Origin of the sequence: Arthrobacter pityocampae, from assembly GCF_002927275.1 — a bacterium.
In the GTDB taxonomy this organism is placed as follows: domain Bacteria; phylum Actinomycetota; class Actinomycetes; order Actinomycetales; family Micrococcaceae; genus Arthrobacter_D; species Arthrobacter_D pityocampae.
This window is the reverse complement of the sequence record NZ_PRKW01000001.1, coordinates 61,928-85,321: the sequence shown is the minus strand read 5'-3', so window position 1 is coordinate 85,321 and position 23,394 is coordinate 61,928. Positions and strand designations below refer to the sequence as shown.

Below are 23,394 nucleotides of genomic sequence, written 5' to 3'. Positions count from 1 at the left end.
CATGGCAGTATGGAAGCCATGTTGCGTTGGCTGACGGCAGGAGAATCGCACGGCCCCGCCGTGGTCGGAATCATCGAGGGCATGCCCGCGGGGGTGGGGATCACGAGCGTCGATATCCAGGACGCACTGGCCCGCCGCCGGCTCGGTTACGGGCGCGGCGCCCGCATGAAGTTCGAGCGGGACCAGGTGCGCATCATGGGCGGCGTCCGCCACGGGGTGACGCAGGGCGGCCCCGTGGTCATCGAGGTGGCGAACACCGAGTGGCCCAAGTGGGAGAAGATCATGTCCGCCGACCCCCTAGGGGAGCAGGACGCCGCGGAGCTCGCCGACTCGGCGCGCAACGCCCCCCTGACCCGCCCGCGCCCCGGCCACGCCGATTTCACCGGCATGCAGAAGTACGGCTTCGACGAGGCCCGTCCCGTCCTGGAACGTGCGAGCGCCCGCGAGACGGCCACCCGGGTGGCGCTCGGCGCCGTCGCCGCGAAGTTCCTCGAAGGGCTCGGGATCCGCCTCGTCAGCCACACCGTCGCCGTGGGCTACGTCTCCGTGCCGGAGGACGCCGTCCTGCCGACGCCGCGCGACGTGATCGCCCTCGACGCCGACCCGCTGCGCTGCTTCCACCGGGACACCTCGGACGCGATGGTGGCGGAGGTCGACGCCGCCCACAAGGAGGGCGAGACCCTCGGCGGTGTCGTCGAGGTGGTCGCGTACGGACTCCCGCCGGGCCTCGGCAGCTACGTCCACTGGGACCGCCGTCTCGACGCCCGCCTCGCCGCGGCCCTCATGGGTATCCAGGCCATCAAGGGCGTGGAGGTCGGCGACGGCTTCGACACCGCCGCACGGCGCGGCACCGCGGCCCACGACGAGATCGTGCGCAACGAGGAGGGCAAGATCGTCCGCGCCAGCAACCGCGCCGGCGGGATCGAGGGCGGCATGAGCATCGGGGACACCCTCCGCATCCGCGCCGCGATGAAGCCCATCGCCACCGTGCCCCGCGCCCTCCGCACCGTCGATGTCAGCACCGGCGCCGCCGCCCGTGCGCACCACCAGCGCTCGGACGTGTGCGCCGTCCCCGCCGCCGGCGTCGTCGCCGAGGCCATGACGGCCCTCGTGCTCGCGGAGGCCGTCACGGAGAAGTTCGGCGGCGACTCCCTGACCGAGACCGCCCGCAACCTGCGCAGCTACCTCGAGAACATCCCGGAGTTCCTGGACTCCGCCGGAGCCTGATGGCGCGGAACCGTGCGGTGGTCCTCGTGGGTCCCATGGCGGTCGGGAAGTCGGCGGTCGGCCGGATGCTGGCAGAGCGGATCGATGCGCGGTTCATTGACACGGACCGGCTGATCGTGGAGCAGCACGGCAGTATCGCCGGGATCTTCGCCCGCCAGGGCGAGGAGGCCTTCCGCACCATCGAGGCCGACGTCGTCCGGGCCGCCCTCGCCGAGGACGCCGTCGTCTCCCTGGGCGGCGGGGCCGTCCTCCACCCGCGGACCCGCGACCTGCTGCAGGACGCCACGGTGATCTTCCTCGACACCGACCTCGCGACCGTCCTGCCGCGCATCGGCGGGGAGTCCGGCCGGCCGCTGCTGGCCGGGCGCCCCGCGGAACGCTGGCAGGCACTGTACGACGCGCGGCGGCCCGTCTACGCCGCCCTGGCCACGACCGTGGTCGACACGCGCGGCCTGTCCGTCCGCGGGGTCACCGCGGCGGTGCTCCGGGCCCTCCCGGCCCTGCACCGCAGCGACGGCCCGCGCGGCGGCGACGAAGCCCCGACGGCGACGCACGACACGACACACGATTCGACCTACGACTCGACACCTGACCTGAACCACGAGAGCGGGACACGACCCCATGGACACTGAGACCCCCACGATCATCCCCGTCACCGGGAGCGGCCCCGGAGACTCGTACGACGTCGTCGTCGGGCGAGGGCTCCTCGGGCGGCTGCCCGCCGTCCTCGGGGAGCGCGTGCGGCGCGTGCTGGTGATCCACCCGCGCGCCCTCCGCGCAACCGGCGACACCGTGCGCGACGAGCTCGCCGACGCCGGCTTCACCGCCGTGACCGCGGAGATCCCCGACGCCGAGGAGGGCAAGCACATCCAGGTGGCCGCCTTCTGCTGGCAGGTCCTCGGCCAGAACGACTTCACGCGCTCGGACGCCGTGGTCACCGTCGGCGGGGGAGCGGTCACCGACCTGGGCGGGTTCGTCGCCGCGACCTGGCTGCGCGGCGTCCGCGTGGTGCACCTGCCCACGAGCCTGCTCGGCATGGTGGACGCCGCCGTCGGCGGGAAGACCGGCATCAACACCGCGGAGGGCAAGAACCTCGTGGGCTCCTTCCACCCGCCGGCCGCCGTCCTGGTGGACCTCGACGCACTGGGGACCCTGCCGAAGAACGAGCTCGTGACGGGGCTCGCCGAAGTGGTCAAGTGCGGCTTCATCGCGGACCCGGTGATCCTCGATCTCATCGAGCAGGACCAGGCCGCGGCGACGGACGCGGCGTCGCCCGTGCTGCGGGACCTCGTGGAGCGGGCCATCCGGGTGAAGGCGGACATCGTCTCCGAGGACCTCCGGGAGTCGGGACGCCGCGAGTACCTGAACTACGGCCACACCCTGGCCCACGCCATCGAACTCGCCGAGCGGTACTCGTGGCGCCACGGCGCGGCCGTGTCGGTGGGGCTCGTATTCGCCGCGGAACTCTCGCGGATGGTCGGTCGGCTCAGCGACGCCGACGCCGACCGGCACCGGAGCATCCTCGAGTCCCTCGGCCTGCCGGTCACCTACCGGCGGGACCGCTGGGCCTCGCTGCTGGACGGCATGCGCCGGGACAAGAAGTCCCGCGGCGACCTGCTCCGCTTCGTGGTGCTGGACGGCATCGGCCGGCCGGGGATGCTCGAGGTCCCCGACACGTCGCTCCTGTTCGCGGCGTACCAGGAGATCGCGTCCTGACCGTCCCTGACTGTTTCTGACCGTCCCCGACCGTTGCCGCCGGCCCCCCGTGCCGTCCGGGGTAGACTAGGCTGTGGACTTTCGGCGTGCCTCAGCGCGCCCGCTGCGCCCCGGCCGGCCCCTCCGCTCCCGTACACGTACGAAACCGACGAAAGTGATTCTGTGGCGACCACGAACGACATCAAGAACGGTACTGTTCTGAAGCTCGAAGGCAACCTCTGGAACGTCCTCGAGTTCCAGCACGTCAAGCCCGGCAAGGGTGGCGCCTTCGTCCGCACCAAGCTCCGCAACATCCTCTCCGGCAAGGTGGTCGACAAGACCTTCAATGCGGGCCTGAAGATCGAGACGGCCACCGTGGACCGCCGCGATTACCAGTACCTGTACAAGGACGGCGAGGACTACGTCTTCATGGACACCACGGACTACGACCAGATCACGGTGCCGGGCAAGACCGTCGGCAACGCCGCGAACTTCATGCTCGAGAGCCAGATGGCCACGATCGCCATGCACGAGGGCTCCCCGCTGTACGTCGAGCTCCCCGCGTCCGTGACGCTGGAGATCACCTACACGGAGCCGGGCCTCCAGGGCGACCGCTCCACGGGCGGCACCAAGCCCGCGACCGTGGAGACCGGCCACGAGATCCAGGTCCCGCTGTTCCTCGGCACGGGCACCAAGGTCAAGGTCGACACCCGCACGGGCGACTACCTGGGACGCGTCAACGAGTGAGTGCACGCAGTAAGGCCCGACGCCGGGCCCTGGACATCCTCTTCGAGTCGGAGCAGCGCGACATGCCGGCCCTCGAGGTCATGCGCGCACGCCGCGAGAAGACGGACATGATCATCGCCGACTACACGGTCGACGTCGTCGAGGGCGTGCTGGAGCGCCAGGAGCAGATCGACGAGTTCCTGAGCACCTACTCGCAGGGCTGGACCCTCGACCGCATGCCCGCCGTCGACCTCATGATCCTGCGGATCGGCAGCTGGGAACTGCTCTACAACGACGACGTCCCCGACGGCGTCGCGGTCAGCGAGGCCGTCGAGCTCGCGAAGATGCTCTCCACCGACGAGTCGCCGAAGTTCGTCAACGGCCTCCTCGGCCGGCTGCAGCAGCTGAAGCCGACCCTCCTCGCCTGAGCGGGGCCCGCAGCCACCCCGGAAGCCCCCGGAGACCGTGACGGTCTCCGGGGGCTTCCGCGTTCACCGGACGGCCGAAGCCAGCTGGAAGATCCGGGCCCGCCGGTGCGACGCCTCCGCCAGCAGGGCGCGTTCCTCGGTCACGTAGTCGCCGTCGCGCCGGCCGCCCAGAATGCGCTGGCGCGTGTACGCGATGCGCGACCCCGTCCGGATGAACGCGCGCATGTCCTCCCCGGCCCCGACGGACCTGGCCCAGGCGAGGGCCCGTGACCTGCCGGGCCGGGTCGCGAGCATCTGCACCTCCTCGGACGTGAACCACCCGGCCCGCGCGTAGTCGCCCAGTCGGGCCTCGATGAGGCGCCGCTCGGCACGCCGGAGGAGGACGACGGCGATCACGGCGGCGACGAACAGCGGCACCTGGACGACGAAGTAGAAGCGGAAGAAGTTGTCGAACAGGAGGATCGTCCCGCCGTTCCACAGCATGTGCCCGGCGATCGCCGGCAGGAGCCCGAGGACGAACGCCCCCAGGATGCGCGCGTTCCCGCCGCCCCGGGCGAGCGCGTAGCCGAGGAAGAACCCGAGCAGCGCGGTGAACATGACGTGCGCGAACGGGGAGAACAGGCCACGGAGCACGAACACGCCCACGAGACCGCCGGTGGTGCCGGGATCCATGACGGCGGAGCCGAAGTAGAGGATGTTCTCGGTGAACGCGAAGCCCGCCGCGACCGTCCCGGCGTAGACGATGCCGTCCACGGGCCCGTCGAAGTGGCTGCGGCGCGTGTACACGAGGATCAGGACGCCGAGGCCCTTGGCGAACTCCTCCACGAGCGGGGCCTGCAGCACCGGGCCGATGACGTCGGGGGACGTCGTGGTGAGCGCATCCCCCAGCACCTCCACCACGTACGTGCCGAGCAGCAGGGTCACCGCGACGGACGCCCCCGCACCCCAGAGGAACGCGAAGAGCAGGGCCCCGCGCGGCTCGGGATCCCACCGGTCGATCCAGCGGAGCCCGAGCAGGCAGATGCCCAGCGGGACCAGGGCCAGGACGCCGCAGAGGACGAACGCGGACGGCCCGAGGGACAGGGAGAGGACCAGGAGGACGGCGCCCACCACCAAGGCGGCGACGAGCACGAGGAGGACGTCGAGCACACGGCCGCGTCGGGGCGCACGGTCCCACACCGGCTGCAGGGGATCGGCCGGGCCACGCGTCGGGGCCGACCGGGGCTGCCTCACAGTGGTGTCACTCCACCACCCCTGCCCGCCGTGCAGGCCCCCCTGCGGGTCCTGTCGTCCGGGCCGGGGTGCCGCCGGTCGTCCGTAGCCCTGCGGGCCTCCGGCGTTCGTTCCGTGGTTGTTCAAAGCCATGGTCCAACCCTAGGGGCAAGCGGCGCTGTGGTAGTTTTGAAGGCGCAACCACCCTTTAAGTTCCGTCCTGTGAGGCGGGGAAGGAGGAAGCGTGTCATGACCATGCCTGCCTCGGATTCCGGCATCACCAAGCGCGTTGTTCTCGCAGCAGCAGACATCGACCGCGCACTCACGCGCATCGCCCACGAGATCCTCGAGGCGAACAAGGGCTCGCGTAACCTCGTCCTCCTCGGCATCCCCCGCAGGGGTTTCCCGCTGGCCCAGCGCCTCGCCCAGAAGATCGCCTCCGTCGACACCTCGGTGGACCCGGATCTCATCACGGGCCAGCTCGACGTCACCATGTACCGTGACGACCTCCGCCGCCACCCCACGCGCTCCCCGCTCGCCACCCAGCTTCCGCCGTCGGGCATCGACGACAAGGTCGTGGTCCTCGTCGACGACGTCCTCTACTCGGGGCGCACCATCCGGGCGGCCCTCGACGCCCTCGCCGATCTCGGCCGCCCGCGCGCCGTTCGCCTGGCTGTCCTGGTGGACCGCGGGCACCGCGAACTCCCGATCCGCGCCGACCACGTGGGTAAGAACCTCCCGACGTCGTCCCGCGAGCGCGTGCGCGTGCATCTCGCGGAGATCGACCTGATCGGTGGGTCCGCCGTGAACGAGGTCGTCATCGAGGACCGCGCGTGAAGCACCTGCTCAGCACGCAGGACCTCTCTGCGAGGAACGCGCTGCGGCTGCTGGACGTCGCCGAGGAGATGGCGGCGGTGGGGGAGCGGGAGATCAAGAAGCTCCCGGCGCTGCGCGGCCGCACGGTGGTGAATCTCTTCTACGAGGATTCCACCCGCACGCGCATCTCCTTCGAGGCGGCGGCGAAGCGCCTCTCCGCCGACGTCATCAACTTCGCGGTCAAGGGCTCCTCGGTGTCCAAGGGGGAGTCGCTGAAGGACACGGCGCAGACCCTCGAGGCCATGAGCGCGGACGCCGTCGTCATCCGCCACCCAGCCTCCGGTGCCCCGGCGCGGCTCGCGGCGTCGGGATGGATCGACGCCGCCGTCGTCAACGCCGGGGACGGCACGCACGAGCATCCCACCCAGGCCCTGCTCGACGCCTTCACGCTGCGCCGGCACCGGGCGCGGCTCGGTGGCCTGCCCAGCGCGGGGAGCACCCTCGCCGGCCTGAAGGTCCTGATCGTCGGGGACGTCCTCCATTCGCGGGTGGCCCGCTCCAACGTGTGGCTGCTGACGACGCTCGGCGCGGAAGTCCTCCTCGCCGGCCCGCCCACGCTGCTCCCGGTAGGTATCGGGTCCTGGCCCTGCACCGTGTTCTACAACCTCGACGACGCCCTCGCGCAGCGGCCCGACGCCGTCATGATGCTCCGCCTGCAGGCCGAGCGCATGAACGCCGCGTTCTTCCCCTCGACGCGCGAGTACTCGCGGCGCTGGGGGTTCGATGACGGGCGGCTCGCGCTGCTGGACACCATGGGCCTGGACGACACCGTGATCATGCACCCCGGGCCCATGAACCGGGGCCTCGAGATCTCCGCCGCCGCCGCGGACTCGCCCCGCTCCACCGTCCTCGCCCAGGTCCGCAACGGCGTCTCCGTACGCATGGCCGCGCTGTACCTGCTGCTCTCGGGGGACCCGCGGGACGATGACGAACCCGACGCCCACGACCGGACCGACTCCCCGCCCATCCTGATCCCGGAAGGCCGTGCCTCGTGACGACCCCCAGCACCGCAGGAACCACCAGCACGACCCCGCCCGCGTACCTCATCCGGGGCGCCTCGATCCTCGGATTCGATGTCCAGGACCTCCTCCTCCGTGACGGTGTCATCGCGGCCGTCGGTCACGCGGCGACGGCCGAGGCACCGGCGGACGCCGCGATCATCGACGCTGCCGGGCTGATCGCCCTGCCCGGCATGGTGGACCTCCACACCCACCTCCGCGAGCCGGGCCGGGAGGACGCCGAGACCGTCGAGACCGGGTCGCGTGCCGCCGCGCTCGGCGGGTTCACCGCCGTGCACGCCATGGCCAACAGCTCGCCCGTCGCCGACACGGCCGGCGTCGTCGAGCAGGTGTACAGCCTGGGACTGGCCTCCGGATGGGTCGAGGTCCGCCCGGTCGGGGCGGTCACCGTCGGCCTGGGCGGCGAACGCCTCGCGGAACTGGGCGCCATGGCCGAATCCCGGGCCGCCGTCCGGGTCTTCTCCGACGACGGCATCTGCGTCTCCGACCCCGTCCTCATGCGCCGCGCCCTCGAGTACGTCAAGGCGTTCGACGGCGTCATCGCCCAGCACGCACAGGAACCGCGCCTCACCGAGGGCGCCCAGATGAACGAGGGCGAGGTCTCGGCCGTGCTCGGCCTGACCGGCTGGCCGGCCGTCGCCGAGGAGAGCATCATCGCCCGCGACGTCCTGCTCGCCCAGCACGTGGGATCGCGCCTGCACGTCTGCCACGTCTCCACCGCCGGGTCCGTGGAGATCATCCGGTGGGCGAAGGCCCGCGGCATCGACGTCACCGCGGAGGTCACCCCGCACCACCTGCTCCTCACCGACGAGCTCGTCCGCAGCTACGACCCGGTGTACAAGGTCAACCCGCCGCTGCGCACCGCCGACGACGTCCACGCGCTCCGGGCGGCCCTCGCCGACGGCACGATCGACGTCGTCGGCACGGACCACGCCCCGCATCCGAGCGAGCACAAGGAGTGCGAGTGGGCGCAGGCCGCGATGGGCATGACCGGCCTGGAGACCGCCCTGTCCGTCGTGCAGTACACCATGGTGGAGACCGGCCTGCTGGACTGGGAGGGCTTCGCCCGGGTCACCGCGGTCGCCCCGGCCGCGATCGGCCGGCTCGGTCACCAGGGCCGGCCGATCGCCGCGGGCGAGCCCGCGCACCTGATCCTCGTCGACCCCGCCGCGCGCTGGACCGTCGATCCGTCCACCATGGCCACGAAGGGCCGCAACAGCCCCTTCCGCGGCCTGGAGCTGCCCGGCAGGGTCCGGGCCACCTTCTACGGCGGACACCCCACCGTCCTCGACGGCCGCCTCGCCTCGCCCCGCCCCGCATCCGCCCCCACCACCGACGAGGCACCCGCATGGAATATGTAGGCTGGGTCGTCGCGACCGTCGCCATCATCGCCGTGATCGTGGCGCTCATGGGCCTCGGGTGGCGCAACCGGCTGCGCCGGCAGGCGGACGTCCCCGCGCCGCCCGCACCGCCCGCCGGCCTCGGGCCCGTCCTGTACGAGGCCGAGGGGCAGTACGTGGCGACGACGACGGCGGGGGACTGGCTCGACCGCATCGCGGTCCACGGGCTGGGACTGCGCGGCAACGCCGTCGCCTCCGTCCACCCGGAGGGTGTCCTGCTCTCCCGGACGGGCGCCCCCGACGTCTTCGTCCCCCGCGGCGATCTCACCTCGGTGCAGCTCGCCGGAGGCATGACGGGCAAGTTCGTCGAGAAGGAGGGGCTCGTGATCCTCACCTGGCGCCTCGGCGACCTCGGCGTCGACACGGGGTTCCGCACGCGCCACGCCGCGCACAAGGCGCAGCTCGTCGCCGCCATTGCAGCCCTCGTCCCGGACCGTCCCGCACACCCGGGCACCGGCCGCGCCCACCACGGCGCCGGCCCCACCGGATCCACCGACCCCATCACCGACCGCACTCCACCGACCCCCGAAGGCAGGGAACAGCTGTGAGCCACGCTCCAACAACGGCACCGGTCCACCGACAGGCACCCGCGGTGCTCGTCCTCGAGGACGGCCGTACGTTCCGCGGCCGCGCCTACGGGGCCGAGGGCACCACGCTCGGCGAGGCGGTCTTCGCCACCGGCATGACCGGCTACCAGGAGACCATCACCGATCCGTCCTACGCCCGGCAGCTCGTCGTTCAGACGGCGCCGCACATCGGCAACACCGGGGTGAACGCCGACGACGCCGAATCGCGCCGCATCTGGGTGGCCGGGTACGTCATCCGCGACGCGGCACGCCGGCCGTCCAACTGGCGCTCCGAGCAGAGCCTCGACGACCAGCTGCGCGAGCAGGGGATCGTGGGGATCGAGGGCGTCGACACCCGCGCCGTGACCCGCCACCTGCGGGAGCGCGGCGCCATGCGCGCCGGCATCTTCTCCGGCCCGGACGCCGCGCTGCCCGCGGACCGGCTCCTCGAGCGGGTCCTCGCCCAGCCGTCCATGGCCGGCGCGCGGCTCGCCGAGGAGGTCAGCATCGATGAGGCGTACGTCGTCGAGCCCGCCGACCACGGCTGGACCGGCGAGACGGTGGCCACCGTCGCCGCGCTCGATCTCGGCATCAAGGCGATGACGCCCCGGCACTTCGCCCAACGCGGCGTGCGCACCGTCGTCCTGCCCGCCGGGGCGTCGTTCGACGACGTCCTGGCCGCCCGCCCGGACGGCGTCTTCATGTCCAACGGGCCCGGCGACCCCGCGACGGCCGACGCCCAAGTTGAGCTCCTCCGGCAGGTGCTCGACGCGCGCGTACCGTTCTTCGGTATCTGCTTCGGCAACCAGATCCTCGGCCGCGCGCTCGGCTTCGGCACCTACAAGCTCCGTTACGGCCACCGGGGGATCAACCAGCCGGTCATGGACCGCCGCACCGGCAAGGTGGAGATCACCTCGCAGAACCACGGCTTCGCCGTCGACGCACCGCTGGACGGCCCCGTGGAGGCGCCCGCCGGCAAGTACGGCCGCGTCGAGGTGAGCCACGTGTGCCTGAACGACGACGTCGTCGAGGGCCTGGCGTGCCTGGACCTCCCGGCCTTCTCCGTCCAGTACCACCCCGAGGCGGCAGCCGGCCCGCACGACTCCGCCTACCTCTTCGACCGCTTCATCGACCTGATGCAGGCCGAGAAGGACCGCCCGGGCTCCCGGCCCGGCTCCGACAGCACCACCCAGGGAGAGAACTGATGCCCCGCAGAACCGACCTCAAGAGCGTCCTCGTGATCGGCTCCGGGCCGATCGTCATCGGACAGGCCGCCGAATTCGACTACTCGGGCACGCAGGCGCTCCGCGTGCTGCGCGAGGAGGGCCTGCGCGTCATCCTCGTGAACTCCAACCCGGCCACCATCATGACCGACCCCGAGTTCGCGGACGCCACGTACGTGGAGCCGATCACGCCGGACGTCGTCGAGAAGATCATCGCCAAGGAACGCCCTGACGCCCTGCTGCCCACCCTGGGCGGGCAGACGGCGCTGAACACGGCGATCGCCCTCGACAAGAACGGCGTCCTCGAGAAGTACGGCGTGGAGCTGATCGGCGCGAACATCGCCGCGATCGAGCTCGGTGAGGACCGCGAGAAGTTCAAGGGCGTCGTCGCGCGGTGCGGCGCCGAATCGGCGCGATCCTCGATCATCCACACCATCGACGAGGCCCTGGCGGCCGCGGAGGAGCTCGGCTACCCGATGGTGGTCCGGCCGTCCTTCACGATGGGCGGCCTCGGTTCCGGCCTCGCGTACACCGAGCAGGACCTCCGCCGGATCGTCGGCCAGGGGCTGCAGTACAGTCCCACGAGCGAGGTCCTCCTCGAGGAGAGCATCCTCGGGTGGAAGGAGTACGAGCTCGAGATGATGCGCGACCGCAACGACAACGTCGTGGTCGTGTGCTCCATCGAGAACGTGGACCCCGTGGGTGTGCACACCGGCGACTCCATCACGGTCGCGCCGGCCCTGACGCTGACCGACCGCGAGTACCAGCGCCTGCGGGACATCTCGATCGCCGTGATCCGGGAGGTCGGCGTCGACACCGGTGGCTGCAACATCCAGTTCGCCATCGAACCGGACACGGGGCGCGTCGTCGTCATCGAGATGAACCCGCGCGTGTCGCGGTCCTCCGCCCTCGCGTCGAAGGCCACCGGGTTCGCGATCGCCAAGATCGCCACGAAACTCTCCCTCGGCTACACGCTCGACGAGATCCCCAACGACATCACCCTGAAGACCCCGGCGTCCTTCGAGCCGACCCTCGACTACGTGGTGGTCAAGGTCCCGCGGTTCGCGTTCGAGAAGTTCCCGGCCGCGGACCCCACGCTCACCACCACCATGAAGTCCGTGGGCGAGGCCATGGCCATGGGCCGCAACTTCACGGAGGCGCTGCAGAAGGCGCTGCGCTCCCTCGAGCAGAAGGGGTCGCAGTTCTCCTTCGCGCCGGTCCCCGCCGGGGACGTCGACGCCCTCGTCGAGGCGGCCCGGCGCCCCACCACCGAACGGCTCTCGCAGGTGCAGCGCGCCCTGCTCGGCGGGGCCGGCGTGGACCGGCTGTACAAGGCCACGGGGATCGACCCGTGGTTCCTCGACCAGCTGGAGCTCCTCAACGAGATCGCTGAGGAGGTCCGCTCCGCGCCGGACCTGACCGAGGACGTGCTGCGGCGCGCCAAGCGCCACGGGTTCTCCGACGAGCAGATCGGCTCCCTCACCTCCATGCCCGAGGCCGTGGTGCGCGGGGTGCGGCACGCCCTCGGGATCCGCCCGGTCTTCAAGACCGTGGACACCTGCGCGGCGGAGTTCGCCGCCTACACGCCCTACCACTACTCGTCCTACGACGAGGAGGACGAGGTGGCGCAGCACGAGAAGCCCTCGGTGATCATCCTCGGCTCCGGGCCCAACCGGATCGGGCAGGGCATCGAGTTCGACTACTCGTGCGTCCACGCCACGATGGCACTGCGGGAGGCCGGCTACGAGACGGTCATGGTCAACTGCAACCCCGAGACGGTGTCCACGGACTACGACATCTCCACGCGCCTGTACTTCGAACCGCTGACCCTCGAGGACGTCCTCGAGGTCATCGCGGCCGAGCGGCGCACCGGCGGGGTCCTCGGTGTCTTCGTCCAGCTCGGTGGGCAGACACCGCTGAAGCTCGCCCAGGAACTCGCCGACGCCGGGATCCCGATCCTCGGCACGTCCCCCGAGGCGATCGACCTCGCCGAGCACCGCGGGGCGTTCAGCCGCGTGCTCGACGCCGGCGGTCTGATCTCGCCCAAGAACGGCACCGCGGTGTCCTTCGAGGACGCCAAGAGGATCGCCGACGACATCGGCTACCCGGTACTGGTCCGGCCGTCCTACGTGCTCGGCGGCCGCGGCATGGAGATCGTCTACGACGAGCCGAACCTCTCCCGCTACATCGCCAACGCCACGGAGATCACGGAGGCCCACCCGGTCCTGATCGACCGCTTCCTCGAGGACGCCATCGAGATCGACGTCGACGCCCTGTACGACGGCACGGAGATGTACCTCGGCGGGATCATGGAGCACATCGAGGAGGCCGGCATCCACTCCGGCGACTCCGCGTGCGTGCTGCCCCCGATCACCCTCGGCGCCGACGTCCTGCAGCGCGTCCGGGAGGCCACGCACGCCATCGCCGAGGGCGTCGGCGTGCGCGGGCTCATCAACATCCAGTTCGCGCTGGCCTCCGACGTCCTGTACGTCCTCGAGGCGAACCCTCGCGCCTCGCGGACCGTGCCGTTCGTCTCGAAGGCCACGGGCGTGCAGCTCGCCAAGGGCGCCGCCCTCATCGGCACCGGAGTCACGGTCACCGAGCTGCGCGAGCGCGGCATGCTGCCGGCCCGGGGCGACGGCGGCTCCCTGCCGCTCGACGCGCCGGTCTCCGTCAAGGAGGCCGTGCTGCCCTTCAGCCGCTTCCGCACGCCCGAGGGCAGGGTGGTGGACTCCCTGCTCGGCCCCGAGATGCGTTCCACCGGCGAGGTGATGGGGATCGACAAGTACTTCGACACCGCCTTCGCGAAGAGCCAGGCCGCGGCCAATGCGGCCCTGCCGGTGCAGGGCAAGGTGTTCGTCTCCGTCGCGAACCGGGACAAGCGCGCCATCGTCATGCCGGTCAAGCGGCTCGTGGACCTCGGCTTCGAGATCGTGTCCACGGGCGGTACGGCGGACGTCCTGCGACGCAACGGCATCCAGGCCACGACGGTCCGCAAGGTCGCCGAGGGGACGGGAGCCCACGGCGAGGGCACCGTCGTCGACCTCATCACCGAGGGCGGCATCGACATGATCATCAACACGCCCTCCGGTGGCCAGGCGCGCGGTGACGGCTACGAGATCCGCGCGGCCGCGACCTCCTACGGGCTCCCGGTCATCACGACGATCCCCGAGGTCGGGGCGGCCGTGCAGGCGATCGAGGCCATGCGCTCCTACGAGTGGTCGGTCACGAGCCTGCAGGAGCACGCGGCGAACCTCCAGGCGTCCACCGCGGCACGCGATGCCTCCTGAGGCCACCGCCGCGATCCGTGCCCCGTTCGGGGAGCGGCTCGCGGCGGCACGGTCGACCCGGGGGAGCCTCTGCGTCGGCATCGACCCGCACCCCGGGCTCCTGGACGCCTGGGGGCTGGAGGACTCCCCGGCGGGTCTCGAGCGGTTCTCGCTCACGGTGCTCGAGGCCGTCGGGCCGGTCGCCGCGGCCCTCAAACCGCAGGTCGCGCTCTACGAACGGCACGGCGCCCGCGGGCTCGCGGTCCTCGAGACGCTGCTGGCCCGCGCGGCCGACGCCGGGGTGCTCACCATCGCGGACGCCAAGCGCGGAGACATCGGCTCGACCATGCAGGCCTACGCGGAGGCGTGGCTGGGGGAGGGCCGCCCGCTGGCCGCCGACGCCGTCACCCTGAACCCGTACCTCGGGTTCGAGTCCCTCCGCCCCGCACTCGACCTCGCCGCCGCGACAGGCCGCGGGGTGTTCGTCCTCGCCCTGACCTCCAATCCCGAGGGACGGTCGGTGCAGCATGTGGGCGGGGACGCGTCCGTGGCGCGGTCCATCGCGCGGGCGGCCGCCGCCGAGAACGCCGGCCCCGGGCCCGGGCAGGTGGGGCTGGTGATCGGAGCGACCGTCGGTGATGCGGCACAGCGGCTGGGGCTGGACCTGCCCTCCCTCAACGGCCCCGTCCTGGCCCCGGGGGTGGGCGCCCAGGGTGCCGGGCGCCGCGAGCTGGAGGCCGCCTTCGGCGCGGCCCTGCCGTTCGTCCTGCCGACCTCCAGCCGGGCCGTCCTCGCCGCGGGGCCCGACACCGCGGCGCTCCGGGCGGAAGCGGAGCGGACGCGCGACGGCCTCGCCTGAGCGCCGACCCGCATTGATTTCCGGGGCGGGCGCCCGGTAGGTTCGTTCCACCGGGCCTGCCGGGAAGCCGCCGATCCCGGACACCGTTCCGGGTGTACCCCGGGAACACCCCGGCGCTGTCCGACCATCCACCCGATCCAGCCACACCACGAGCGTTCGCCGCCATCCATGGTGCCGTCCAGCGTAGGGAGCAGCAGTGAGCCTGAAGCCATTGACGGATGCCGAACGGACGCAGGCGCGCGAGAAGGCGACGGCGGCGCGGGCGGTACGGGCCGACATCAAGTCCCGGCTGAGGACCGGTAAGCTTTCCGTGGCGGACGTGATCGAGAACCCCGACGGCGACGACGCCGTCGGCCGCCTGAAGGTCCTCGACCTCCTCAAGGCCCTGCCCGGCGTCGGCGACGTACGGGCGGCCGCCATCATGGCGGAGGTGGGCATCGCGGGGACCCGCCGCGTGCGCGGGCTCGGCATCCACCAGCGCAAGGCTCTCGTCACGTACCTCGAACACCACCAGTCTGGCTCGGCCAGAAAGTAAGGAAGCACCAGTGTCACAGCCCCGGTTGACAGTCCTGGCCGGCCCGACGGCCGTCGGCAAGGGAACGGTCTCCACCTACATCCGGGACAACTATCCCGCCGTGTGGCTCTCGGTGTCGGCGACCACCCGCCCGCCACGCCCGGGCGAGATCGACGGTGTGCACTACTTCTTCGTCTCCGCGGAGGAGTTCGACCGCCTCGTCGCCGAGGAGCAGCTGCTGGAGTGGGCCGTGGTCCACGGCCGCAACCGCTACGGCACGCTGCGACGCACCGTCCAGGCCGCGATGGACGAGGGCCGGACCGTACTCCTGGAGATCGACCTGCAGGGAGCACGCCAGGTGAAGGAGACCATGCCGGAGGCCAACTTCGTGTTCCTGGCACCCCCCAGCTGGGACGAGATGGTCCGCCGGCTCCGGGGCCGTGGCACCGAAACGGCCGAAGAGCAGCAGCAACGGCTGGAAACCGCTAAACTGGAACTTGCCGCCGAGCCGGAATTCCACCACACCGTCGTCAACGACACCGTGGAGCATGCGGCAGACGAGCTCGTATCACTGATGGGACTGCGTCCGCTGGAGCGCTGAACGCGCTGATCCGGTCGGTCCCGCCTTATTTTTTGGAGAACTCTGTGTCAACTCAGCCCGAAGGCATCATCAACCCGCCGATCGATTCTCTGCTGGAGGCCTCGGACTCGAAGTACGCCCTCGTGATCTACGGCGCCAAGCGCGCACGCCAGATCAACGCGTACTACTCCCAGCTCCACGAAGGTCTCTTCGAGTACGTCGGCCCGCTCGTCGACACCCGCCTCAACGAGAAGCCCCTCTCCATCGCCCTCCGCGAGATCAACGAGGGCATGCTCGTGTCCGCGCCCATGGAACAGTCCGAATAGTCCCGGCAGCCCCGAACACGGACCGCCGATGCGCGTAGTCCTCGGTGTCGGAGGAGGGATCGCTGCCTACAAGGCCGCATCCCTCCTCCGTCTTTTCACGGAGTCGGGCCATGACGTCACCGTCATCCCCACCGACGCCGCCACCCGCTTCGTCGGTACCGCCACCTGGGAAGCCCTCTCGGGACACCCCGTGAGCAACAGCGTCTGGGACGACGTCGACAAGGTGAACCACGTGCGCCTCGGACACGAGGCCGACCTCATCGTCGTCGCGCCCGCGACGGCCGACGTCCTGGCGCGGGCCGCCGCCGGGCTCGCGAACGACCTCCTGACGGGCACACTCCTCATGGCCCGCGGCCCCGTGGTCATGGCGCCGGCGATGCACACCGAGATGTGGCAGCACGCCGCGACCCGCGCCAATGTGGCGACCCTCCGCTCGCGGGGCGTCACCGTCCTCGACCCTGCCACCGGCCGCCTCACCGGGGCGGACTCCGGGCCCGGCAGGCTCCCCGAACCGGCGGACATCTTCGCGGCTGCCCTCGCCGTCGTCCACGCCGCCGTCGAACCCCCCGTCGTCGGACCCCCCTCCGCACGTGGCAGTCTCCAGGGCCGGCGCGTCACCATCTCGGCGGGTGGCACGCGCGAAGCCCTCGACCCGGTGCGGTTCCTCGGGAACCGGTCCTCGGGCAAGCAGGGCATGGCCCTCGCCGAGGCGGCCCTCGCCCAGGGCGCCCTCGTGACCCTCGTCCTCGCCCACGCCGAGGTGCCGCCGCCCGCCGGGTGCGAGGTCGTGCGCGTCGAGTCCGCCCTCCAGCTGCGCGACGCCGTCCTCGAGGCCCTGCCCGCCACGGACGTGCTCGTCATGGCCGCCGCCGTCGCGGACTTCAGGCCCGCCGAGGTCGCCGCCGCCAAGATGAAGAAGACCGACGACGGGACGGACCCGGTCATCACCCTCGTCCGGAACCCCGACGTGCTCCGGGAGGCCGTCCTCGCCCGGGACGCCGACGCGCGGCGGCAGGTCATCGTCGGCTTCGCCGCCGAGACGGGTGACGCCGCAGCCGACCCCCTGGCCCACGCGCGCACGAAACTCGCACGGAAGGGCTGCGACGTCCTGGTGCTCAACGTCGTCGGCTCCGACCGGGTCTTCGGCCAGGACTCCACGGAGGTCACGCTCCTCGACGCGGACGGCAGCGAGTCGGACCCGGTGCGCGGGTCCAAGCGGGTCGTCGCCGACGCCGTGCTCGCCCATGCGGCGCGCCTGCTGTCCCGCTGATCCCGCCCGTCACCTACAGGACTGTCCCTCCGACCCAGTAGAGTGAGCACGTGAATTCTCCCAGTACCGGTTCCCCCCTGCGCCTCTTCACATCGGAATCGGTGACCGAGGGGCACCCCGACAAGATCTGCGACCAGATCAGTGACGCCATCCTCGACGGGATGCTCGAACAGGATCCGGATTCACGCGTCGCGGTGGAGACCCTCGTCACCACCGGACTCGTGCACGTCGCGGGCGAGGTCACCACCGAGGCGTACGTCGAGATCCCGGACATCGTCCGCAAGACCATCCTGGGGATCGGCTACGACTCCTCGGCCAACGGCTTCGACGGCGCCCGGTGCGGTGTGTCCGTGTCGATCGGGCAGCAGAGCGCGGAGATCGCCTCCGGCGTCTTCACCTCGCTCGAGACCCGCGAGGGGACCGGCGTGGACCCCTACGACGCCCAGGGCGCGGGGGACCAGGGCATCATGTTCGGCTACGCGAGCGACGAGACCTCCGTGCTCATGCCCGCCCCCATCTGGCTCGCGCACCGGCTGTCGGAGCGCCTCACCGCCGTCCGGAAGGACGGCACCCTCCCGTACCTCCGCCCGGACGGCAAGACCCAGGTCACGGTCGGCTACGACGGCGACCGCCCCGTCTCGATCGACTCCGTGGTCGTCTCCTCCCAGCACTCCGCCGACGTCTCCCTCGAGGAGCTGCGCGCCGGTCTCGTCGAGCACGTCGTCACCCCGGTCCTGGCCGACTCCGACCTCGACGCGTCCTCGGTCCGGCACATCCTGAACCCCGGTGGCGCCTTCGTGATCGGCGGACCGGTGGGCGACGCCGGGCTGACCGGCCGCAAGATCATCGTCGACACCTACGGTGGCACGGCCCGCCACGGTGGCGGCGCGTTCAGCGGCAAGGACCCGTCCAAGGTGGACCGCTCGGCGGCCTACGCCATGCGGTGGGTCGCGAAGAACGTGGTGGCGGCCGGCCTCGCCCGCCGGGCCGAGATCCAGATCGCCTACGCCATCGGCATGGCGCAGCCCGTCGGCATCTACGTGGAGACCTTCGGCACGGAGACCGTGGACCCCCTGAGGATCGGCACCGCGATCCGCGAGGTCTTCGACCTCCGCCCGCTCGGCATCATCAACGCCCTCGACCTCAAGCGCCCCATCTACCAGCGCACCGCCGCGCACGGCCACTTCGGCCGCGAGAAGGACGGCTTCACCTGGGAGCGCACCGACCGCGTGGACAAGCTCAGGAGCTACTTCAACGCCTGACAGGGGAGGGGGCGGCCGGAACATCATGACGCACACCCGCGTGCCCGACACGACGGACGGCCAGCTGTCGCTGCTCCACGGCTTCGGCGCCGCCCGGCTTCCGCAGACCGACCCGGAGCGGGCGTCGTCGCTGCCCATCGCCCGGGTGATCCTCGATGCGCAGCTGCCCCACCTCGACCGGTACTTCGACTACGCGGTGCCCGCGGCCATGGACGCCGAGGCGCAGCCCGGCGTCCGGGTGAAGGTGCGGTTCGCCGGGCGCGAGCATGCCGGGTTCCTCGCGGAGCGGGTCCAGGAGGCCAGCACGACGGCGACGCTCCTGCCCCTCGCGAAGGTCGTCTCCCCCCAGCAGGTCCTCACCCCCGAGATCCTCGCCCTCGCGACGGCGGTCGCCGCGCGATCGGTCGGCACGGTGAGCGACGTCCTGCGCTCGGCCGTCCCCCCGCGCATGGCACGCGTCGAGGACGAGTTCGACGCCCCTCGCGCTACCGGCGAGCCGACCGCGCCGCCCTCCGAGGACACTGATCCCGAGGCCTTCGATCCCGAGGCCCCAGCGGACATGCTGCCCGTCGCCGCCGGACAGCCGGCCTCCGGTGGTTTCCGGCGCTATCCCAATGGCCGTGCCTTCCTGCAGCACCTCCGCGCCGGGGAATCGCCGCGCGCCGTCCTGACGAGCCTCGGCGGATACGGTGCCACCGCCTGGCACGAGGAGATCGCCGACGCGGTCGCGGCTGCCGCGTCCGCGGGCCGGGGGGCCGTCGTCGTCGTCCCCGACCAGCGGGACCTCGCGCGCGTGGAGGCAGCCCTCATGGCCCGTCTCGGAGCGTCGGGGGTGGCCCGGCTGACCGGCGAGGACGGCGCGACGCCCCGGTACCGCAACTTCATGCGCATCCTCCACGGGGCCGCCACCGTGGCGGTCGGCACCCGGTCCGCCGCCTACGCGCCGGTGCGGAACCTCGGGCTCGTCTGCCTGTGGGACGACGGCGACGACCAGCACGTCGAGCAGCGCGCGCCGTACCAGCACATCCGCGACGTCCTCCTGCTGCGCGCCGAACAGGCCGGAGCGGCGATGCTGCTCTCCTCCTTCGGCCGGACCACGGAGGCGCAGCGCCTCGTCGACATCGGCTGGGCGCACGCCATCCAGGCCGACCGCACGGAGGTCCGCCGATCGACCCCCCGCGTCCTCCACGCCGCCGACGCCTATCAGATGGAGCGGGACCCGCTGGCCGCCCAGGCCCGCATCCCGCACGCCGCGTGGGCGGCGGCGCAGGCCGGGCTGAAGGACGGCCCCGTCCTCCTGCAGGTCGCGCGCACGGGCTTCTCCCCGGCCCTCGCCTGCGACCGGTGCCGCCACGCCGCGCGCTGCGGGGTCTGCGCCGGGCCGCTGGCGCAACCCGGGCGGAACGCCCCGCCGGCCTGCCGCTGGTGCGGGCGTCCCGACAGCCATTGGACCTGCCCGGAGTGCGGCGGCACCCGGATCCGGGCCACCGTGGCCGGAGCCACCCGGACCGCCGAGGAACTGGGACGCGCGTTCCCCGGGGTCCCCGTCATCTCCTCCGCGGGTGAGCACATCGTCGACGACGTCCGGGACGCGCCGGCCGTCGTCGTCGCCACCCCGGGGGCGGAACCCGTGGCCGCGGGCGGGTACGCCGCCGTCATCCTCCTCGACGGCAACGCCCTCCTCAGCCGCGAATCACTGCGTGCCGGGGAGGACGCCCTGCGCCGCTGGTTCTCCGCGGCGATCCTCGCCCGCCCGTCCACCGCCGGCGGGACCGTGGTGATCACGGGCGACGACGACGTCGCGGTGGGTCACCTCGTCCGCTGGGATCCGGCCGGTGCCGCCTCCCGCGAGCTGGCCGAGCGCCACGAACTCGGGCTCCCGCCGGCCGTCCGGTATGCGGTGCTCACGGGGACCCGGGAAGCCCTCACCCACTTCCTCGACGGCCTCGACACCGAGGGTGCGGTGCGCGTCGTCGGCCCCGCGGCGGTCCCGCCGGATATCCGCCGGGAGGCCGTGCTGGCGGCCCGCGCCGCGGCCGGTCCGAAGCGCGGCCCCGACCGCGGGAGCCCGCCCCCCGCCGACGCGCTGGCGGGACAGGGCAGCCACCGCGTGCTGCTGTTCTTCTCCTATCGGGCGGCCGCCGGCGTCACGAAGCTGCTCCGGGCCCGCCGGGCGGCGCTGTCCGCCCGGCGGACGGGGGAGCCGGTCCACATCCGGCTCGACGCCCTCGACGTGCTCTAGCTGTACCGGGTCCGGGCGTCGGCGACACGCGGGTGGCGGGTGTGGGTGCGGTAGCGCCGGCGGATGGCGATCTCCGCCACGAGGAGGTTGACCAGCCATCCGGCCCCCATGAGCAGGGCACGCAGCGTCACGCCGGGCGGATTGCCGAGGAGCTCCGGCAGGATGAGGATCAGGGCCTGGGTCCCCGCGCCGAGACCGATCGCGTAGGCACGGGTCATCCATGCGCCGTGGGCCCGGATGTCGCCGCGGATGACGGCCCGGACGCCCAGGAGGAGGCTGAGGGCCATCCCGGTCCCGAAGAGGAGTCGGAAGGCGAGGAGGAGCGGGCCGTCACTGGGCGGGAGTGCGGAGAAGCACGCCATCCACAGGCCGGTCAGGGCCGCCACCAGCCCGGCGGGGAAGAGGATCCTCCCGGCCTTCCTGTGCCAGGTCCGCCGGCCCTGCCGCAGCGACGGGACGAACTGGAAGGCCCCGAGCAGGGTGTACAGCGTGGCGCCGAGAATGTGGAGGACCACCGGGATCGGGAACTCGACGAAGCGCGCATTCTGTTCGGTGATCTCGGGTCCGCCGGCCAGCTCCGTGACGCGGACGGCGCCGGCGAGCACGGGGATGAGGCCCAGCAGGATCAGGCCCGCCGGTATCAGCCACGCGGGTCGGCTCGGTGGGTGAGCCCGTGGGACGGGCGGTGGGGCGGAGGTCCCCGCTGGTCGTCCGGTGCTCGTCATGGCCGTCCTGCCCTTCCCCGCTGTCCGACGGTGCTGTGCCGGTGATCTCGGCCCGATCCCCGACAGGCGTAAAGTGTACGGTGTACACTTCGTGGGCTTCAGCCTAGGTGTACGTTGTACACCCGTCAAGGGCTGGCGGGGTCGGGAACGAGGAGATGGTCGACACATGGCAGGACGCAGGACGTCGCGGGCGCCCCTCAACAGGGAGGCGGTCCTCGGTGCGGCCGTCGCACTCGCGGACGAGCAGGGCGTGGGGAGGCTGAGCATGCGGACCCTCGCCGAGGCCCTCGGGGTGGTGCCCATGGCCCTCTACAAGCACGTCTCCGGCAAGGAGGACCTGCTCGACGGCATGGTGGATGTGATCGTGGCCGAGATCGACCCGGCGCTCGAGGGGCAGGACTGGAGGACCACCGTCCGCAGCAGGATCCTCTCCGCCCGGACCGTGCTCCTGCGGCACCGCTGGGCACGCCAGGTCCTCGAGACCCGCACCACCAGGACCCCGGCCGTGCTCGCCTACACGGACTCGTTCATCGGTATGTTCCTCGAGCGCGGATTCTCCGTGGACCTGACGCACCACGTCATGCACGCGCTGGGCAGCCGCATGTGGGGCTTCACCCAGGAGCTCTTCGACGCCCCGGATACGGGCGGGCCGGCGGGCCCGTCGTCGTCGGCCTCACCCCCGCCCGATGCGGGGCAGCTCGAGGAGATGGCCCGGCGGTTCCCGAACGTCCTCCGGATCGCGATGGCGTCCGCGCACGACGACGACGGTGTAGTCGGGCGCGGGTGCGACGACCAGTTCGAGTTCGAGTTCGCCCTCGACCTGCTGCTGGACGGCATCGAGGGCCTCCATGCCCGCGGGTGGACATCCGCGCGGGCGTAGCGCCCGGCGCCGACGGTCAGGGCGCAGGCCGCCAGCCGTCCGAGTCGACGTCCACGAGCAGCGGCGGCCCACCGGGCAACCCCCACCGGCGGAGGGCGAGGGCGATGGCTCCGGATGGAGCCGCCACGACGAACGTCTCTCCACGGAACCGGTCCGCGGTTTCCTCGACGACGGCGGACACGTCACAGGGGTCCGTCAGGTCGAAGCGGGCGGCGACCCTGCGGCGCTCGAGCCACGATGGCGGTTCGGCGCCGGCGGCGAGGAGGATCGCGGTCGCCGGGCACTGCAGGTCGGTCATGGGTTCGTCCCTCCGAACGGTGACGGCAAGGGAGGCGGGGGAGTAGCCCATCCTACGACCGCGCCGGGGCCGAGGCGCATAACGTACGTGATCTGGGTATTCGGTGGCTCATCGAACATCGAAGCCTTGAAGAAGCTGCCCGAGCAGTGCTGTACAGAAGAAGAAGTCCGTTCGGGCATCGGCCCGGACGAAGAACACGGGGCCACCCACCCCTGTTCGTACGGTGACGCCTCGGCGGGCCGCCTCCAATCGGTCCTGTCCGCCTGACGGTGATGCACGCTTCCACAATTAACGTGTGACAGCCTCGACCCCTGACACGCGCGATTGTGGTGAGAAACCGTGCTTGACGGTTAGCCTCACCCCATGACCGGATATCCGCAGCTGCTCCACACGGTCCTCGACACGACCGATGTACGAGGACTGGCGGAGTTCTACCGCCGGCTTCTCGGACTCGGGTACCGACCAGGAGACGAACCTCCCGCCGAGGGGCAGGCCGATGACGCCGATTGGCTCGTGCTGACCGACGCCGACGGCAAACGGAAACTCGCGTTCCAGCACGTCGATCACCTCAAGCGGACAACATGGCCCGCACCCGATGTGCCGATGCAGATGCACCTCGACCTCACCGTTTCTGACCGGGAAACACTCGCCGTTCACCACTCCAGAGCATTGATCCTGGGAGCTGAGCTCCTCTTCGACCACACGGACGACCCCGATGAGCCGCTCTACGTCTACGCGGACCCAGCCGGTCATCCGTTCTGCATCTTCGTAGCCTGAACCAGACTCGAGTCCCTCCG

Annotated in this window: 24 protein-coding genes; 21 read left to right on the top strand and 3 right to left on the bottom strand. The window is 71.7% G+C overall.

Annotated features, from left to right (window positions below):
• The first annotated feature begins 18 nt into the window (after positions 1 to 18).
• The 5 genes from aroC (at position 19) to nusB (ending at position 4,076) form a co-directional block, all read left to right on the top strand.
• Positions 19 to 1,227 (top strand): chorismate synthase, encoded by a 1,209-nt coding sequence (aroC, locus tag C4K88_RS00490; RefSeq protein WP_104119701.1) that lies wholly within the window; start codon positions 19 to 21, stop codon positions 1,225 to 1,227.
• Positions 1,227 to 1,859, top strand: a complete 633-nt coding sequence (locus C4K88_RS00485; protein ID WP_104119700.1) for a shikimate kinase — start codon at positions 1,227 to 1,229, stop codon at positions 1,857 to 1,859. Before aroC ends, C4K88_RS00485 begins: the two co-directional genes overlap by 1 nt.
• The gene (gene aroB, locus C4K88_RS00480) at positions 1,849 to 2,943 is read left to right on the top strand and encodes a 3-dehydroquinate synthase (protein ID WP_104119699.1); all 1,095 of its coding nucleotides are present in this window, start codon (positions 1,849 to 1,851) and stop codon (positions 2,941 to 2,943) included. Before C4K88_RS00485 ends, aroB begins: the two co-directional genes overlap by 11 nt.
• A 162-nt stretch (positions 2,944 to 3,105) precedes the next feature.
• Complete coding sequence (efp, locus tag C4K88_RS00475) at positions 3,106 to 3,669, top strand: elongation factor P (RefSeq protein ID WP_104119698.1); 564 nt, start codon at positions 3,106 to 3,108, stop codon at positions 3,667 to 3,669.
• Entirely contained in the window at positions 3,666 to 4,076 is a 411-nt protein-coding gene (gene nusB, locus C4K88_RS00470; RefSeq protein ID WP_104119697.1) for a transcription antitermination factor NusB, read from the top strand. The genes efp and nusB overlap by 4 nt, the downstream gene beginning before the upstream one ends.
• Positions 4,077 to 4,139: 63 nt before the next feature.
• Here nusB and C4K88_RS00465 read toward each other — a convergent pair whose 3' ends face one another.
• Positions 4,140 to 5,441, bottom strand: a complete 1,302-nt coding sequence (locus C4K88_RS00465) for a PrsW family intramembrane metalloprotease (RefSeq protein ID WP_104119696.1) — start codon at positions 5,439 to 5,441, stop codon at positions 4,140 to 4,142.
• Positions 5,442 to 5,543: 102 nt separating this feature from the next.
• Here C4K88_RS00465 and pyrR point away from each other — a divergent pair, with 102 nt between their 5' ends.
• From pyrR to C4K88_RS00400, 13 genes are all read left to right on the top strand, one after another.
• Positions 5,544 to 6,125 carry a bifunctional pyr operon transcriptional regulator/uracil phosphoribosyltransferase PyrR gene (pyrR, locus tag C4K88_RS00460; RefSeq protein ID WP_438502322.1) on the top strand — a complete coding sequence of 194 codons (582 nt, stop codon included), beginning with the start codon at positions 5,544 to 5,546 and terminating at the stop codon, positions 6,123 to 6,125.
• Positions 6,122 to 7,159, top strand: coding sequence for an aspartate carbamoyltransferase catalytic subunit (locus tag C4K88_RS00455; protein ID WP_104119694.1), 1,038 nt, complete (start codon positions 6,122 to 6,124; stop codon positions 7,157 to 7,159). The genes pyrR and C4K88_RS00455 overlap by 4 nt, the downstream gene beginning before the upstream one ends.
• Positions 7,156 to 8,544, top strand: coding sequence for a dihydroorotase (locus C4K88_RS00450; RefSeq protein WP_104119693.1), 1,389 nt, complete (start codon positions 7,156 to 7,158; stop codon positions 8,542 to 8,544). Before C4K88_RS00455 ends, C4K88_RS00450 begins: the two co-directional genes overlap by 4 nt.
• Complete coding sequence (locus C4K88_RS00445) at positions 8,532 to 9,131, top strand: PH-like domain-containing protein (RefSeq protein WP_241521639.1); 600 nt, start codon at positions 8,532 to 8,534, stop codon at positions 9,129 to 9,131. Before C4K88_RS00450 ends, C4K88_RS00445 begins: the two co-directional genes overlap by 13 nt.
• Positions 9,128 to 10,354 carry a glutamine-hydrolyzing carbamoyl-phosphate synthase small subunit gene (gene carA, locus C4K88_RS00440; RefSeq protein WP_104119692.1) on the top strand — a complete coding sequence of 409 codons (1,227 nt, stop codon included), beginning with the start codon at positions 9,128 to 9,130 and terminating at the stop codon, positions 10,352 to 10,354. Before C4K88_RS00445 ends, carA begins: the two co-directional genes overlap by 4 nt.
• Entirely contained in the window at positions 10,354 to 13,662 is a 3,309-nt protein-coding gene (gene carB / locus C4K88_RS00435) for a carbamoyl-phosphate synthase large subunit (RefSeq protein ID WP_104119691.1), read from the top strand. The genes carA and carB overlap by 1 nt, the downstream gene beginning before the upstream one ends.
• Positions 13,652 to 14,500: an orotidine-5'-phosphate decarboxylase gene (gene pyrF / locus C4K88_RS00430; RefSeq protein WP_104119690.1), complete on the top strand. Its 849-nt coding sequence runs from the start codon at positions 13,652 to 13,654 to the stop codon at positions 14,498 to 14,500. Before carB ends, pyrF begins: the two co-directional genes overlap by 11 nt.
• 196 nt (positions 14,501 to 14,696) lie before the next feature.
• Positions 14,697 to 15,035 (top strand): integration host factor, actinobacterial type, encoded by a 339-nt coding sequence (gene mihF / locus C4K88_RS00425; protein ID WP_104119689.1) that lies wholly within the window; start codon positions 14,697 to 14,699, stop codon positions 15,033 to 15,035.
• A 10-nt stretch (positions 15,036 to 15,045) separates the two neighbouring features.
• A complete protein-coding gene (gene gmk / locus C4K88_RS00420; RefSeq protein WP_104119688.1) occupies positions 15,046 to 15,615 on the top strand; it encodes a guanylate kinase in 570 nt (189 codons plus the stop codon).
• Between the two features lie 44 nt (positions 15,616 to 15,659).
• A complete protein-coding gene (gene rpoZ, locus C4K88_RS00415; RefSeq protein ID WP_104119687.1) occupies positions 15,660 to 15,920 on the top strand; it encodes a DNA-directed RNA polymerase subunit omega in 261 nt (86 codons plus the stop codon).
• 28 nt (positions 15,921 to 15,948) lie between these two features.
• Positions 15,949 to 17,190, top strand: coding sequence for a bifunctional phosphopantothenoylcysteine decarboxylase/phosphopantothenate--cysteine ligase CoaBC (coaBC, locus tag C4K88_RS00410; RefSeq protein ID WP_104119686.1), 1,242 nt, complete (start codon positions 15,949 to 15,951; stop codon positions 17,188 to 17,190).
• Between the two features lie 50 nt (positions 17,191 to 17,240).
• Positions 17,241 to 18,452 (top strand): methionine adenosyltransferase, encoded by a 1,212-nt coding sequence (metK, locus tag C4K88_RS00405; RefSeq protein WP_104119685.1) that lies wholly within the window; start codon positions 17,241 to 17,243, stop codon positions 18,450 to 18,452.
• Between the two features lie 25 nt (positions 18,453 to 18,477).
• Positions 18,478 to 20,694, top strand: coding sequence for a primosomal protein N' (locus C4K88_RS00400; protein WP_104119684.1), 2,217 nt, complete (start codon positions 18,478 to 18,480; stop codon positions 20,692 to 20,694).
• On the opposite strand, the gene C4K88_RS00395 is transcribed toward C4K88_RS00400, so the two are convergent.
• Positions 20,691 to 21,419, bottom strand: a complete 729-nt coding sequence (locus tag C4K88_RS00395; RefSeq protein ID WP_104119683.1) for a DUF2306 domain-containing protein — start codon at positions 21,417 to 21,419, stop codon at positions 20,691 to 20,693. The genes C4K88_RS00400 and C4K88_RS00395 overlap by 4 nt on opposite strands.
• Before the next feature lie 166 nt (positions 21,420 to 21,585).
• Between C4K88_RS00395 and C4K88_RS00390 the strand changes: the two genes are divergently transcribed.
• The gene (locus C4K88_RS00390) at positions 21,586 to 22,299 is read left to right on the top strand and encodes a TetR/AcrR family transcriptional regulator (protein ID WP_104119682.1); all 714 of its coding nucleotides are present in this window, start codon (positions 21,586 to 21,588) and stop codon (positions 22,297 to 22,299) included.
• A 16-nt stretch (positions 22,300 to 22,315) separates the two neighbouring features.
• On the opposite strand, the gene C4K88_RS00385 is transcribed toward C4K88_RS00390, so the two are convergent.
• Complete coding sequence (locus C4K88_RS00385; RefSeq protein WP_104119681.1) at positions 22,316 to 22,597, bottom strand: hypothetical protein; 282 nt, start codon at positions 22,595 to 22,597, stop codon at positions 22,316 to 22,318.
• Between the two features lie 87 nt (positions 22,598 to 22,684).
• Here C4K88_RS00385 and C4K88_RS17025 point away from each other — a divergent pair, with 87 nt between their 5' ends.
• Positions 22,685 to 22,864 carry a hypothetical protein gene (locus tag C4K88_RS17025; RefSeq protein ID WP_146065570.1) on the top strand — a complete coding sequence of 60 codons (180 nt, stop codon included), beginning with the start codon at positions 22,685 to 22,687 and terminating at the stop codon, positions 22,862 to 22,864.
• 96 nt (positions 22,865 to 22,960) lie between these two features.
• On the top strand, positions 22,961 to 23,374 hold the full coding sequence (locus C4K88_RS00380) for a VOC family protein (RefSeq protein ID WP_104119680.1): 414 nt from the start codon (positions 22,961 to 22,963) through the stop codon (positions 23,372 to 23,374).
• Positions 23,375 to 23,394: the final 20 nt, after the last annotated feature.